The sequence below is a fragment of the Gordonia sp. CPCC 205333 genome, from assembly GCF_048537885.1.
Classification (GTDB): domain Bacteria; phylum Actinomycetota; class Actinomycetes; order Mycobacteriales; family Mycobacteriaceae; genus Gordonia.
In genome coordinates this window covers 758,657-772,235 of record NZ_JBCLVI010000002.1, presented here as the reverse complement: position 1 = coordinate 772,235, position 13,579 = coordinate 758,657, and the positions used below count along the sequence as shown (strand labels likewise).

The window sequence follows — 13,579 nt, the reverse complement described above, 5'->3', positions numbered from 1 at the left end:
AGGTCATGACAACAAAGACAGCAATCACACCGTTCACCGTCGCCATCGACCAGGCGGACCTCGACGACCTCAACTCTCGGCTCGCTCACACCCGACTGCCGCAGCCTGCCCCCGGTGATGACTGGGATTACGGAACACCCAACCAGTATTTGAGCGAGATGGTCGAGTTGTGGCGCAACGGTTTCGACTGGCGAGCCGTCGAAGCGACGATGAACTCCTTCGACCACTTCCGCACCGAAATCGACGGTCAGACAGTCCATTTCCTGCACATTCAGTCACCGGTCGCCGATGCCACCCCGCTGCTGTTGGTCCATAGCTATCCGGGTTCGTTCGCTGACTTCCTGGACATGATCGGACCGCTTACCGATCCGGAAGCCCACGGCGGCAATGCTTCCGACGCATTTTCGGTGGTCATCCCATCCATACCGGGTTTCGGATTTTCGACGCCGTTGGCCGACCGCGGGTGGACGATGCGCCGAGTAGCTCAGACCTTCGATACGTTGATGCGCCGCCTCGGCTACCAATCCTATGGTGTACATGGCAGTGACGCGGGTGCGATGATCGCTCGTGAGCTCGGTCTGATCAGTCCGCCCGGATTCCTGGGGCTGCATGTGCTGCAACTATTTTCGTTCCCGTCGGGTGACCCAGCCGAGTTCGCGGAGTTCGGCCCGGACGAATACGCCGCCCTGGAACATATGCAGTGGTTCCAGTCGGTCGGCGGATACAACGCCATCAACTCCTCACGACCTCAAACTGTCGCTGTCGGAATCGCTGATTCCCCGGTCGGGCAACTCGCGTGGAACGAGTTGTTCAACAGCTTCGGCAACGGCACCAGCCTCGTGACGCGTGAGCAGATCCTGATGCAGGTATAGCTCTACTGGTTCACCAATACCGCCGCGGCCGCGGGTCGGTACCACTTCGAGGAGGCGCATGCCGACGTAGAGCCCGCGATCAACAGCGCGCCGACCGGGGTCGTCGTATTCGCCGATGACTTCAAGTCCATTCGCTCACTGGCGCAACGAGATAACTCGAATATCGTGCACTGGTCGAACTTTCCCGAGGGCGGGCATTACGCCTCGATGGAGCGGCCCGCCGACGTCGTCGCGGATCTGCGGGTGTTCTTCGCGGCGTTGGCGAACTAACTGACAGACACGCAAATCGGCCCGATACGGTTGTGAGGCAACCATATCGGGCCGATTACCTGTTTCTAGCTACTTCTTGCCGCCGAGTAGCCCGCCGAGAATGCTCCCCAATGCGCCGCCCGCGCCGCCGCTGGAACCGCCGCCGAGTAGCCCGCCGAGGATACTTCCGAGGGCACCGCCGTCGTTGTTTCCGCCGCCAAGTGCGCCGGACAGAATATCGCCGAGGCCGCCACCGCCGGACTGTTCGCCACTGGCGTTCTGTCCGCTCGACAGCTTTTTCAGTACGAAGGAGATGACGATCGGCGCGAGAATGGGCAGCAACTTCTTGACCAGACCCTGATCGACGGCCGCGGCGGGTACCTGATCCGACAATGCGTTCGCGACGTCGTCGGTCTTCTCACCGAAGAGGCTCGCGACGATCTTGTCGCCGTCGTCATCCTTGACCGCGGCTTCCAAATCGGCTGTGCCGTCGCCGGTTTCGGCGGTGGTTTGTAATCCGTGCAGGAGTGCGGGCACCGCCTGCTTGACCGCGGCGTCGGCTTCGGCCGACTCAACGCCGAGTTGTGCGGCGAGATCGTCGACGGAAATCTGCTTCAAAAGATCATCGAGGTCGGACATCTACTCTCCTGTGTGTTGGACGGACTTGGCATTACCTTACGGTCACGGCTCAATCGGCTGATAGCCGTCGGCCGAACCGGCGCCAGGCGAGTTGTTGGATCGCGAGGGTTGCGGTACCAGCGACGAGTAGTCCGGCGAGATTGACGGCGAGTTGGACGAGTGAGGACCACGCCTCATGCCACGCTCCGACGGCCAGCGTCAGCCCGATGCAGGCTATCGCCGGAACCGTTGTTACGGAGATGAATACTCCGACCAGCGCCGCGGATTTGGAGGTAGTCAGGGAGAGTACCCCGGCGCTACCCGCCAGCAGCGCGATCAGGAACGACCATAGATCGGGGGAAACGATGAACTGAGTGAGCTCACCCGTGGTCGCCGTGGTGTAGTCGATCCAGCCGAACAGGTAGGCCAATGACCACAGCGCCCAGGTAATGGTGCCAGCGGCGAGGAAACCCAACAGAAGGGTTGCCGCCGCCTGCGGGATTGGGGCCCCGCGACGACGAACTAATGCGACACAGATCGCGGCGATCGGCGCGAACTCCGGGCCGACCACCATCGCGCCGACGATCAGAATGGGCTGATCGGTATATCTTCCGACGCTGGCGATCAACGTGGCCAGCACCAGGAAGGTGACGAAGGACCACGAAAAGCGGGCGTTGCCGCGCGCCTGCTCCTCAATGTGTTCCCAGACCAGCGCGTCGTCGGGGTGGCCCGGAGCGTGTGCCTCGGCACGGTCCGCGGCGACCGAAATCGTGGTCAGTGGCTCGGAGAGCGTGATCGAACCATTCTGTTCAATACCGAGGTCGCGCAGCGCCGCGATAATCGCGTTGGCATTCTCCCGTGCGACGTCGAAGAGCAGGATATCCGTCGCACCGGACGAGGTGAGTCTGACGATATTCGCCACAGTGGGATCGTCGGCGACGAGTTCGTTTGCCGCGGAGCACTTCTCGCGGTTTGCGGTCACCCGTATGTTAAGCATGCACGTTATTGTGCCCGCTCGCTCCACCGGCCGAGTAGTGTCGCGGCGTGTTCGGCCAGTGCGGCCTGGAAGAACGGACCGAAACTGATACGGCCGACGCCGAGCGGTCCGAACGACGCGGGATCGTCGGCCCCGGGCAGTGCGATGGCGTTGACCGGAAGGCGAAGTTCTCCGGTGAGTCGACGCTGGGTGTCGGGATCGTGTCGACCAACCGGGTAGAGCGAATCAGCTCCCGCGTCCGCTGCCTCGTTCAGCCGGGCGATGACGCGGTCGACGCGGTCGGACTCGTCGCCGTCGGCGCGCAAGAAGAGGTCGGTACGCGCGTTGACGACTACATGAACGCCGGCATCGTTGGCCGATTTACGTAGTGCGCCAACAAGTTCCGCATGCTCGCTCGATGTGCGCAGGCGCCCGCCCTCGCTGTGTACGGTATCTTCGATATTCAAACCAACCGCGCCGGCGGCCAATAGCCCGCTGATCAGACGCTCGGCGCTCTCGCCATAACCGGACTCGATATCGACCGAGATCGGTACATCGACCACGGACGTGATCTGGGCGACGCGAGTGAGCAGATCGTCGAAGGTCAGCCCCTCGTTGTCGGGCTTACCGACCGAATCGGAGACCGGATGGCTACCTACTGTCAGCGCGGCGAAGCCGGCGTCAACGGCGAGTTTCGCCGACCAGGCGTCCCAGACTGTCGGCAGGACAACGGGATTGCCCGGCTGATGAAGAGCGAGAAGGGTGTTGGCGCGGGCGTCGAGCGTTTCAGTTGAGGTCATGAGACCTGACTACCGCACGCATCCGTCGGCGTCGAGTCTTTTGCGCAAACACGTCCTTACAATTCGCGGATGAACCTCGCCGCCTCGCTGATCGCGCGGCCCGATTCCGGGGTCAAGTACGGAAACATCTGGAATACGTGCCCCTGGTCGGGCCACTCCTGAAGTTCAGAGTCACCTCCCGCGGCAATGAGTCGGCGGTGCATCTCGGTTGCGTCGTCGCCCATCACTTCGCGACCGCCGAATTGAATCAGCGTGCGTGGCAACGACATTCCCGTGTCGATCGGCACCGTCACGCGGGGATTGTCGACGACGGCGTTACGTGTGTACAACGCCAGAATGCGTTGCGCGGCGATCGCGCTGATATACGGGTCGCGCACACCGCCGGCTTCACGTGCCACGGCGAGGGCGAAAGTCGGGTCGAGCAGCGGGGAGAACAGCACCATGCCGCTGGGCTGGGGCCGTCCGGCGCGGTGGTTGTCGGCGAGTACGTCAAGAGCGAGATGCCCACCCGCGGAGTCGCCGGCGACCACGATGTTCTCCGGGCGGTACCCCAGATCAAGGAGCCAGCGGTAGCCGCGGATCGCATCGTCGCCACCGTCGGGCAGCCGATAGCGCGGGCCTAGCCGGTAGTCGAGACTGAACACCGGCCGGGCGGCGTGCCGGGACAGCCGTGACACCAGCCCACGGTGCGTTCGGGGTGAACAGACTACGTACCCACTGCCATGTAAGTAGTAGATGATCCGCGTCGATGCCGGGTCCGCCGGCCGGCTGACTCCCGGTCCGAAGACCCACTCGCCGCGGACGTGCTCTGCCCGGGTGGCCGATGCTCCGCGCACCGGGACCGATACCGGCCACGAAATAGTGCCTCGTGGCGTCGGACTCATCGCGACTAACGTCGAATTCAGTGACGGGCGTACCGCGCTGATCAGCTTCGGGGCCAAGGGCGACGGTCCCAAATCCATAGCGGCCATCAGCCGTGGCGCGACGATCGACAGCGACGAATTGAGCATGCGTGCGCGCAAGGATCCACGTGCGCGTTGCCAGTCGTTGTGCCGACGGGGCGAGAGCGACGGGGAAGCACTCCGAGGTGCGTCATCGGGGGTGGATTGAAAGGCTGGTAAAGACACAATTTCACAATAGGGTCTCAAAGTGGTGTGAGGTCAGCGAATCACGGAACTGACCTGCAGCGGGTTGCCGCAGGTCAGCAGGTTGAGTTCGGACGGGTTTTGCTGCTGATTTCGATAGTTAAGCCCGGACGTGCGAAAATAGTGACAATGCTCTTGTGAGCAGTTGGCATCGAGAGACCTGACCACAACGTCATGGCGATCCGATGCGGAATGGTCAGCAATGACGCTGACCCGGATGTCGCCGCCACTGGTGGGCGATGCTCGCGATATCGCGGCGACTGCAGCCCAGTCGCCCGACACGGGCGCACCCACAACAAGTGGGCTCGCGCGAGGTATGTCCGGACAATTCTGTCGTTAATTTGGTAGCGCAGCGTCGCGCATAGAGTAGGGGCGATTATGAAGCAGGCTCCCGGCCCTCAGGGGCTGTACGACCCAGCCAATGAGCATGACGCATGTGGCGTCGCGTTCGTCGTCGACATGCATGGTCGACGCAGCCGCGACATCGTTGAGAAGGCGATTACCGCGCTGGTCAATCTCGAGCACCGAGGTGCGGCTGGTGCCGAGCCGAATACCGGTGACGGCGCGGGCATCCTGATCCAGGTTCCCGACCATTTCTTCCGCGAGGTCGTCGACTTCTCGCTACCCATCGAGGGTTCATATGCGACCGGCATCGCCTTCCTGCCGCAGGGCAGTGAGGATGCGCGGGCGGCAGTCGCCGCGGTCGACAAAATTGTCGAGGCACAGGGACTCAAGGTCCTCGGCTGGCGCGATGTGCCGATCGACGATTCGTCGCTCGGAGCATTGGCGCGCGACGCGATGCCCACTTTCAAGCAGGTCTTCATCGCGGGCGCGAGCGGAGACGAACTGGAGCGCAGCGCGTATGTGATTCGCAAGCGTGTCGAGCACGAACTGGGCAACAAGGGAGCGGGCCAAGGTGCCCAGGCGTCGGAGACCGTCTACTTCCCGAGCCTGTCCGGTCGCACCTTCGTCTATAAGGGCATGTTGACCACGCCGCAGTTGCGTGGCTTCTACGTCGACCTTCAGGACGACCGCGTCCAAAGTGCGCTGGGACTTGTGCATTCACGGTTCTCCACGAACACCTTCCCCAGCTGGCCGCTGGCTCACCCGTATCGCCGGGTCGCGCACAACGGTGAGATCAACACCGTCAACGGCAACGAGAACTGGATGCGTGCCCGCGAGGCGCTGATGGATCTGTCGGTGTTCGGTGAGAGTGCCGGCGAGAAGGTGTTCCCGATCGTCACCCCCGGTGCATCGGATACCGCGCGCTTCGACGAGACCCTTGAACTCCTGCACCTGGCCGGTCGGCCATTGCCGCACGCTGTGCTGATGATGATCCCCGAAGCGTGGGAACGTCATGAGTCGATGAAGCCCGAACACCGCGCGTTCTACGAGTACCACTCCGCATTGATGGAGGCGTGGGATGGCCCGGCGTCGGTCTGCTTCACCGACGGCGACGTGATTGGCGCGGTGCTGGACCGCAACGGTCTGCGACCTTCGCGTATCTGGGTCACCAAGGACGGCTTGGTGGTGCTCGGCTCGGAGGTCGGTGTCCTGGACATCGACCACGCCGACGTCGTGCAGAAATTGCGTCTGCAGCCCGGCAAGATGTTCCTCGTCGATACCAAGCAGGGACGTATCGTCGACGACGTCGAGATCAAGGATGAGCTCGCCGCCGAGCATCCCTACGAGCAGTGGCTCGCCGAACACCAGGTGGGTCTTGCCGACCTGCCGTCGCCGCCGCATCGCCATATGCCGCATGACCGAGTCGCGTTGCGCCAGCAGGTTTTCGGCTACACCACCGAAGATCTCAATCTGCTGGTGTCGCCGATGGCCCGCACCGGAGCCGAGGCCCTCGGCTCGATGGGTACCGACACCCCGATCGCGGTGCTTTCGACTCGCCCGCGCATGCTGTTCGACTACTTCCAGCAGATGTTCGCTCAGGTGACCAACCCGCCGCTCGATGCGATCCGCGAAGAAGTTGTCACAAGTCTCGGCATTCGCCTTGGCGCGGAACATGATCTGCTCAATCCGCGCGCCGACTCGTGTCGCCAGATCGTTGGCGCATCGCCGATCATCGGCAACGACGACCTCGCGCGGTTGGTCGATATTGATGTCGACAAGTACCCTGAGTTCCGGCCGGTCGTCGTGCGCGGTCTCTATCCGGTCGCCGAAGGTGGTGCGGGACTTCGTAATTCGCTCGATGCGGTGCGCTCGGAAGTCTCCGCAGCTATCGCTGCCGGAGCGCGCATCGTCGTGTTGTCCGACCGTGAGTCCGACGAAACGCTTGCTCCGATTCCGTCGTTGCTGCTGACCGCCGCGGTACACCACCACCTGGTGCGGGAAAAGACCCGCCGCCACGTATCACTCGTGGTGGAGAGCGGCGACGCTCGCGAGGTCCACCACATGGCCACCCTGGTCGGTTTCGGTGCCGCCGCGATCAACCCGTATATGGCCTTCGAATCGATCGAAGACATGGTCGAGCGCAATGCGCTGGACTTGAGCTTCGAGAAGGCTCGCGCGAATTACGTCAAGGCAGCCGGCAAGGGTGTCCTGAAGGTGATGAGCAAGATGGGTATCTCGACCGTGGCCTCGTATAACGGCGCCCAGTTGTTCCAGGTCATCGGCCTCTCTCAAGAGATTGTCGACGAATTCTTCACTGGCCTGCGCAGCCATCTCGGCGGTATCGGCCTTGATGAGATCGCCGCCGATGTCGCGACCCGGCATCATCTGGCGTTCAACGACCGGCCAACCGAGCGTGCCTACCGCGAACTGGAGGTCGGCGGCGAGTACCAGTGGCGTCGCGAGGGCGAATACCACTTGTTCAACCCGGATACCGTCTTCAAGCTGCAGCACGCAACCCGCACCGGCCAGTACTCGATCTTCAAGGAGTACACCAAGTTGGTCGACGATCAGTCGGCCCGAATGGCGTCGTTGCGCGGTCTATTCGACTTCAAATTCGGCGATCGCGATCCGATCCCGATCGACAAGGTCGAGCCGGCAAGCGAAATCGTCAAGCGATTCTCCACTGGCGCGATGAGTTACGGTTCGATCTCCGCCGAAGCGCATGAGACGCTCGCCATCGCGATGAACCGGTTGGGTGGTCGCTCGAACTCCGGTGAGGGCGGCGAAGATCCGCGACGGTTCCATCACGACGAGAACGGCGACTGGCGCCGCAGCGCGATCAAGCAGGTCGCGTCGGGCCGGTTCGGCGTGACGTCGCATTACCTGTCGAACTGCACCGACATTCAGATCAAGATGGCGCAGGGGGCGAAACCCGGTGAGGGCGGCCAACTTCCGCCGCACAAGGTTTACCCGTGGGTTGCCGAGGTTCGCGGTTCGACGCCGGGTGTCGGACTGATTTCGCCGCCGCCGCACCACGACATTTACTCGATCGAGGATCTGGCACAGCTGATCCACGACCTGAAGAACGCCAATCCGAAGGCTCGCGTCCACGTGAAGCTTGTTTCCGAGGTTGGCGTCGGCACCGTTGCCGCTGGTGTGTCGAAGGCACACGCCGACGTGGTGTTGATCTCCGGTCACGACGGTGGCACCGGTGCGACACCGCTGACATCGCTCAAACACGCTGGGGCGCCCTGGGAACTCGGCCTTGCCGAGACTCAGCAGACGTTGCTGCTCAACGGACTTCGCGATCGCATCGTCGTGCAGGTTGACGGCCAGCTGAAGACCGGCCGCGACGTGGTTATCGCCGCGTTGCTAGGTGGCGAGGAGTTCGGTTTCGCCACCGCGCCACTGGTGGTGTCAGGCTGCATCATGATGCGTGTGTGTCATCTCGACACCTGCCCGGTTGGCGTCGCGACGCAAAACCCGCTGCTGCGTGAACGTTTCGCGGGCAAGCCGGAATTCGTGGAGAACTTCTTCATGTTTATCGCCGAAGAAGTCCGCGAATTGCTCGCCCGTCTTGGCTTCCGCACCTTGCAGGAAGCGGTCGGCCAGGTCGAGGCGCTGGACACCCAAAAGGCGTTGGCGCACTGGAGTTCCGCCAAGGCAGGCAAACTCAATCTGTCGCCGATTCTCGCGTTCCCCGATTCGCCATTCATGAACCAGGACCTGTACTGCTCGGGCACGCAGGACCACGGGTTGGACAAGGCGCTCGACAACCAGCTGATCGCGCAGGCGCGGGAAGCGATCGACACTCAGACGCCGATCTCCTTCACGTCCAAGATCACCAACGTCAACCGCACGGTCGGCACTATGCTGGGTCACGAGGTGACTAAAGCCTATGGTGCACAAGGACTTCCGGACGGCACCATTCGTATCGACTTCACCGGCTCGGCCGGCAACAGCTTCGGTGCCTTCGTGCCAAAGGGTATTACCCTGCGCCTGGAGGGTGACGCCAACGACTTCGTCGGCAAGGGACTGTCGGGCGGCCGGATCGTGGTCCGGCCAGCGTCGCTTACCGCCGACGGTTTCGTCGCCGAGAACAACATCATCGCCGGCAACGTGATCGGTTTCGGTGCCACCGCGGGACAGATCTTCCTGCGCGGCATCGTCGGCGAACGCTTCTGCGTCCGCAACTCCGGAGTGACCGCCGTAGTCGAGGGGCTGGGCGATCACGGTTGCGAGTACATGACCGGTGGCCGGGTAGTTGTGCTGGGCGAGACCGGCCGCAACTTCGCGGCGGGTATGTCCGGCGGCGTCGCCTATGTCTACGACCCACAGAATGCGCTGCCGGACAACCTGAATCGAGAACTGGTGGATGTTGAGGAGTTGGAGACCGAGGATATTGAGTTCCTCGCCGACATCCTCGGCCAGCATCGGAACGAGACTGAGTCACCCGTCGCCGCAGCGATTCTCGACGATTTCGAGAATGCGAAGGCTGCGTTCCGAAAGGTGATGCCGCGGGACTACAAGAGAGTACTTCTGGCAATCGAGGCCGCCGAGCGCGACGGCCGCGACGTAAACGACGCGATCATGGAGGCTGCGACTCATGGCTGACCCACGTGGATTCCTCAAGCACACCGACCGTGAGACGCCTGATCGTCGCCCCGTCGATTTGCGATTGATGGACTGGAAAGAGGTTTACACCGACTTCGACAAGTCCACCCTCAAGACGCAGGCCAGCAGATGCATGGACTGCGGTATTCCGTTCTGTCACAACGGCTGTCCGCTCGGCAATCTGATTCCCGAGTGGAATGATCTGGTGTATCGGGACCGCTGGAGCGATGGCATCGACCGGTTGCACGCGACTAACAACTTCCCGGAATTCACCGGTCGGTTGTGCCCGGCTCCCTGTGAGTCGTCCTGTGTGCTCGGCATCAACCAGCCGGCGGTGACAATCAAGCAGGTTGAGGTCGAACTCATCGAGAACGCGTACTCGAGTGACTGGGTCAAACCGGTGCCCGCCGCCGAGAAGACTGGCAAGAAGGTAGCTGTCGTCGGCTCCGGCCCCGCGGGTCTGGCTGCGGCGCAACAGCTTACGCGTGCCGGTCACGACGTCACCGTGTTCGAGCGAGCCGATCGCATCGGCGGGCTCATGCGCTACGGCATCCCCGAGTTCAAGATGGAGAAGCACTTCATCGATCGCCGTCTGGAGCAGATGGAAGCCGAAGGCACCGTCTTTCGCGCGGGTGTGAACGTCGGCGTCGACGTGACCGTCGAGCAGTTACGCGGCGACTACGACGCGGTGATCCTGGCCAACGGTTCCACCATCGGTCGCGACCTGCCGATCGCCGGTCGTGAACTCGACGGCATCCATCAGGCGATGGAATTCCTGCCGCAGGCGAACCGCGTGCAGCACGGTGACGAGGTTCCCGACCAGATCACCGCCACGGGCAAGAAGGTCGTCATCATCGGCGGCGGCGACACCGGCGCGGACTGCCTCGGCACGTCGCTGCGGCAGGGTGCCGAGGTGGTGCATCAGTTCGAGATCATGCCGAAGCCGCCGTCAGAGCGTGCGGCATCGACACCGTGGCCCACCTACCCGTTGATGTACCGAGTGTCGTCGGCCCACGAAGAGGGCGGCGATCGGGTGTTCTCGGTGAGCACCGAGGAATTCGTCGGCAAGGACGGCAAGGTGACCGCGCTCAAAGCCTATGAGGTGGTCATGAAAGACGGCCGGTTCGAGAAGGTTGAAGGCAGCGACTTCGAACTCGAGGCCGATCTGGTGCTGTTCGCGATGGGCTTTGTCGGCCCGGAGCGCGGTGACCTCCTGGACAAGCTCGGCGTCGAGTATGACGCTCGCGGCAATATCAAGCGTGACGACAATTTCGCGACGACAGTGCCGGGCGTATTCGTGGCGGGTGACGCCGGCCGTGGACAGTCCCTCATCGTGTGGGCGATCGCCGAAGGCCGTTCGGCAGCCGCGGCCGCCGACGCGTTCCTTACCGGTACGTCGGATCTGCCTTCGCCGATCGTGCCGACGCAGGTGGCCCAGCGCTAAGTCGAATTTTCGACTAACAATTACCGATGGTCGAGTGCCCGGCGAGGCGTCAGCCGAGCCGGGTGTATCGAGACCGTCGCACGCCTGGCATTCGTATCACACACCAGCATTCGGCTCACGCGGTCTCGATACAGGCGAGTCTCGCCAGCGTCTCGCATGCGACTACATCGGCCAGGGCGACGTCACCGGAATTCCGGATGACTGAGACGCTTGCGCTTGTCGAAACTGACACTCGCCGAATTGGGGATTTGAACCTACACTAGCGGCTATTGACTTGGCTGGTGTGAACTGGCTCACGTGCTCGGGAGGAGACACGCGTGGACATCAAAAGGTTCTTCATAGTTCTCATGGCTGTCGCAAGTTCGATTGCCGGGGGGCTACTGACTTCGACGACCGCAGCTGCTGCGCCGTCGAATTGCCCCAAAGTGTATGTGCTCGCCATTCCCGGGACCTGGGCCAACGGTCCGGGACTGGTAGGAACGGTAACCAGAAATCTCGGGCCCGAAACTCAAGTGCGGTATGTCGGCTACAACGCGACGGCCTTCCCGTGGGAGAACGGCGGTTCGATCTACGGTCACTCGAAGGCGCAAGCAGTAGCCAATACCTGGGGGCTCGCGAAAGCGATGGTTCGACGGTGTGCGGGCACCAAGATCGCGTTGACGGGGTACAGCCAGGGCGCCGACGCCGCCGGTGACGTGGCGTCGGAGATCGGCACCGGTCGTGCCGCGATCCGACCGAGCCAATTCGCGGGTGCGGTGCTCATCTCCGACCCTCGACGGTCGCGCCGGGATGCGCTTGTCGGCCCACCGCTCACCGGACAAGGCAGTGGCGGCCCGCGTCTCGGCGGATTCGGTTGGGTAAGCGGCAAGACGTTCAGCATCTGCCACCCGAAGGACCTGTATTGCAATGTTGACCGCGATTACTACATCACCCGAATCATCGGCTATCTGGCGGAGACCAGCAATCCGACGCCGAGCCAGTTCGCGGACTATCAAGCCGAGGCCGGCGCGATCTTCCGGGATCTGATGACCCGCGGCGGGCCGGGGGCGATCCCGCGAGAGTTGAGTAACGCGAGGGCTACCGAACAGATCATCAAGTTCGGGCGGTTTCTACTCTCGGGTGCCCACGGCGAGTATTCGACGCTGCAGGTGACACCGGGCACGAATGCATTGGCCTGGTCGCAGAACTTCCTCGCGAAGTTGGGCTAGTCCTGGGTGCGGCCGGACGTTCATTTGATCGTCCGACGTCGGTAACGGCTTTGATGCTCGATTCGATAGTCCAAATGTCAGACTTGAAGTGTCGTTGGCCACTTTCTCCGCCTGGAGGGTGCGTCAGCGAGAATTCTCGCTACAGTAGATCAAAGTAAGTGGCCGTCGCTGCTCAGCAGCAGTTACAGATCCGGGAGTGATTGAAATGAGGATCGCATCAGCACCTCTCAATCATCGTAAATCGTTGTCGTTGACCACCCTCGCCGCCGGGCACCTGCGCCGTCCGCGAGTGGCCCGCCGCTTTCCGGAAGAAGCCGAGCGGTTGGTCACCAGCGCTGAACTTCGCCGCCTGCATTCATAGTCGCAAGTAGGTCTCGATGGACCGTGCCCGAATCCATTCGAGAACAAGTCCGACGCTCGACGGGACTCCATCGCGGTGTAGCGGTCAATTGTCGTAGGTCAGTGATCGCAACTTGTCTTTGTGGATGGTGATGATGACATTGCCGTCAACGGGACTCGACTTCAGGAACTCGTCGCCACCGTCCTCGCCGAGGTAACGCCGTGCGATCCGTCGCGCCGTCGCGTCATCCGCAGCCGCGCTCGACGTATGACCTTCGACCGTTACGTATGCGTAGGGCACTGTCTCCCGCTGCACCGTGAATGACGCGCGCCCGGCCCTGCCGATGAGCCGAGCTTTCACCGAATCAGCGCCCGTCCAGATGATCACGTTGCCTGCCTCATCGACGTCGTACCAGATCGGAATCGCCAGCGGAGGGTTCGAACTTCGTTCGATCGCCAGCACACCGACGTGGACGTCGCGAAGGAAGGCATCGGCGGCAGCGGGCGTCATCTCGGGCATGATTCGATCCTTGACGGTCAGGTGCGGGCAAGTTGATCCGTGGGGTTCAACGCCGGTTTCGCGCTCACCTATTCCCCCGAGACCGAGCAAAGGGCACTGTCGCTGCCGCATACAAGGCGATGCCCGCCCCCAAAACCGTTGCGAGTGTGCCGATCTCACCTCGGGCAGGCGCGGTCGTGATCAGCCGTGACGCCTGACGCTTCGACACGTCAACATCCCTTGCGATAGAGCGCGTCACTCGACGGCGACGGTGGCCGATACGCCAGCGAACTCGACGGTGTCACCGACGACCAGCTGACGCCCTCGTCGGCGTTCCACCTCATCGTTCACCCGGACCAGCCCGTCGGCGATTACCGCCTTCGCGTCTGCGCCCGAATCGATCAGATTCGCCAGTTTCAAGAACTGTCCCAGTCGAATTGATTGGTCGCTGATTGGAATATCACTCACGC

The 13,579-nt window shown here is 62.5% G+C and carries 12 protein-coding genes; 5 read left to right on the top strand and 7 right to left on the bottom strand.

The features are described from left to right. The first annotated feature begins 5 nt into the window (after window positions 1–5). Window positions 6–872 carry an epoxide hydrolase family protein gene (locus tag AAFP29_RS09280; protein ID WP_419217045.1) on the top strand — a complete coding sequence of 289 codons (867 nt, stop codon included), beginning with the start codon at window positions 6–8 and terminating at the stop codon, window positions 870–872. 339 nt (window positions 873–1,211) lie between these two features. Here the strand turns inward: AAFP29_RS09280 and AAFP29_RS09275 are convergent, their stop codons facing one another. The 5 genes from AAFP29_RS09275 to AAFP29_RS09255 are packed head-to-tail and all read right to left on the bottom strand — an operon-like array spanning window position 1,212 to window position 4,942. Further along, window positions 1,212–1,760, bottom strand: coding sequence for a DUF937 domain-containing protein (locus AAFP29_RS09275; RefSeq protein ID WP_419217044.1), 549 nt, complete (start codon window positions 1,758–1,760; stop codon window positions 1,212–1,214). A gap of 49 nt (window positions 1,761–1,809) precedes the next feature. Next, on the bottom strand, window positions 1,810–2,736 hold the full coding sequence (locus AAFP29_RS09270) for a DUF389 domain-containing protein (protein WP_419217043.1): 927 nt from the start codon (window positions 2,734–2,736) through the stop codon (window positions 1,810–1,812). Between the two features lie 5 nt (window positions 2,737–2,741). Further along, on the bottom strand, window positions 2,742–3,515 hold the full coding sequence (locus tag AAFP29_RS09265) for an isocitrate lyase/PEP mutase family protein (protein WP_419217042.1): 774 nt from the start codon (window positions 3,513–3,515) through the stop codon (window positions 2,742–2,744). Between the two features lie 56 nt (window positions 3,516–3,571). Further along, window positions 3,572–4,642 carry an alpha/beta hydrolase gene (locus tag AAFP29_RS09260; RefSeq protein ID WP_419217041.1) on the bottom strand — a complete coding sequence of 357 codons (1,071 nt, stop codon included), beginning with the start codon at window positions 4,640–4,642 and terminating at the stop codon, window positions 3,572–3,574. A gap of 33 nt (window positions 4,643–4,675) precedes the next feature. Further along, window positions 4,676–4,942 carry a hypothetical protein gene (locus AAFP29_RS09255; protein WP_419217040.1) on the bottom strand — a complete coding sequence of 89 codons (267 nt, stop codon included), beginning with the start codon at window positions 4,940–4,942 and terminating at the stop codon, window positions 4,676–4,678. 96 nt (window positions 4,943–5,038) lie between these two features. Here AAFP29_RS09255 and gltB point away from each other — a divergent pair, with 96 nt between their 5' ends. From gltB to AAFP29_RS09235, 4 genes are all read left to right on the top strand, one after another. Further along, a complete protein-coding gene (gltB, locus tag AAFP29_RS09250) occupies window positions 5,039–9,619 on the top strand; it encodes a glutamate synthase large subunit (RefSeq protein WP_419217039.1) in 4,581 nt (1,526 codons plus the stop codon). Then, entirely contained in the window at window positions 9,612–11,063 is a 1,452-nt protein-coding gene (locus AAFP29_RS09245; RefSeq protein ID WP_419217038.1) for a glutamate synthase subunit beta, read from the top strand. The genes gltB and AAFP29_RS09245 overlap by 8 nt, the downstream gene beginning before the upstream one ends. Before the next feature lie 347 nt (window positions 11,064–11,410). After that, entirely contained in the window at window positions 11,411–12,271 is an 861-nt protein-coding gene (locus tag AAFP29_RS09240; protein ID WP_419217037.1) for a cutinase family protein, read from the top strand. A 205-nt stretch (window positions 12,272–12,476) separates the two neighbouring features. Further along, the gene (locus tag AAFP29_RS09235; RefSeq protein WP_419217036.1) at window positions 12,477–12,632 is read left to right on the top strand and encodes a hypothetical protein; all 156 of its coding nucleotides are present in this window, start codon (window positions 12,477–12,479) and stop codon (window positions 12,630–12,632) included. A gap of 84 nt (window positions 12,633–12,716) precedes the next feature. Here AAFP29_RS09235 and AAFP29_RS09230 read toward each other — a convergent pair whose 3' ends face one another. Both AAFP29_RS09230 and AAFP29_RS09225 read right to left on the bottom strand, forming a co-directional pair. Continuing rightward, window positions 12,717–13,130, bottom strand: coding sequence for a pyridoxamine 5'-phosphate oxidase family protein (locus AAFP29_RS09230; RefSeq protein ID WP_419217035.1), 414 nt, complete (start codon window positions 13,128–13,130; stop codon window positions 12,717–12,719). Window positions 13,131–13,364: 234 nt separating this feature from the next. Beyond that, window positions 13,365–13,577 carry an RNA-binding S4 domain-containing protein gene (locus AAFP29_RS09225; protein ID WP_419217034.1) on the bottom strand — a complete coding sequence of 71 codons (213 nt, stop codon included), beginning with the start codon at window positions 13,575–13,577 and terminating at the stop codon, window positions 13,365–13,367. Between the last annotated feature and the right edge of the window lie 2 nt (window positions 13,578–13,579).

Bases quoted from the DNA above. Each gene is read 5' to 3' on its own strand.
- AAFP29_RS09280 (WP_419217045.1), top strand. From the start codon at position 6: ATGACAACAAAGACAGCAATCACACCGTTCACCGTCGCCATCGACCAG.
- AAFP29_RS09275 (WP_419217044.1), bottom strand. From the start codon at position 1,760: ATGTCCGACCTCGATGATCTTTTGAAGCAGATTTCCGTCGACGATCTC.
- AAFP29_RS09270 (WP_419217043.1), bottom strand. From the start codon at position 2,736: ATGCTTAACATACGGGTGACCGCAAACCGCGAGAAGTGCTCCGCGGCA.
- AAFP29_RS09265 (WP_419217042.1), bottom strand. From the start codon at position 3,515: ATGACCTCAACTGAAACGCTCGACGCCCGCGCCAACACCCTTCTCGCT.
- gltB (WP_419217039.1), top strand. From the start codon at position 5,039: ATGAAGCAGGCTCCCGGCCCTCAGGGGCTGTACGACCCAGCCAATGAG.
- AAFP29_RS09245 (WP_419217038.1), top strand. From the start codon at position 9,612: ATGGCTGACCCACGTGGATTCCTCAAGCACACCGACCGTGAGACGCCT.
- AAFP29_RS09240 (WP_419217037.1), top strand. From the start codon at position 11,411: ATGGCTGTCGCAAGTTCGATTGCCGGGGGGCTACTGACTTCGACGACC.
- AAFP29_RS09235 (WP_419217036.1), top strand. From the start codon at position 12,477: ATGAGGATCGCATCAGCACCTCTCAATCATCGTAAATCGTTGTCGTTG.
- AAFP29_RS09230 (WP_419217035.1), bottom strand. From the start codon at position 13,130: ATGCCCGAGATGACGCCCGCTGCCGCCGATGCCTTCCTTCGCGACGTC.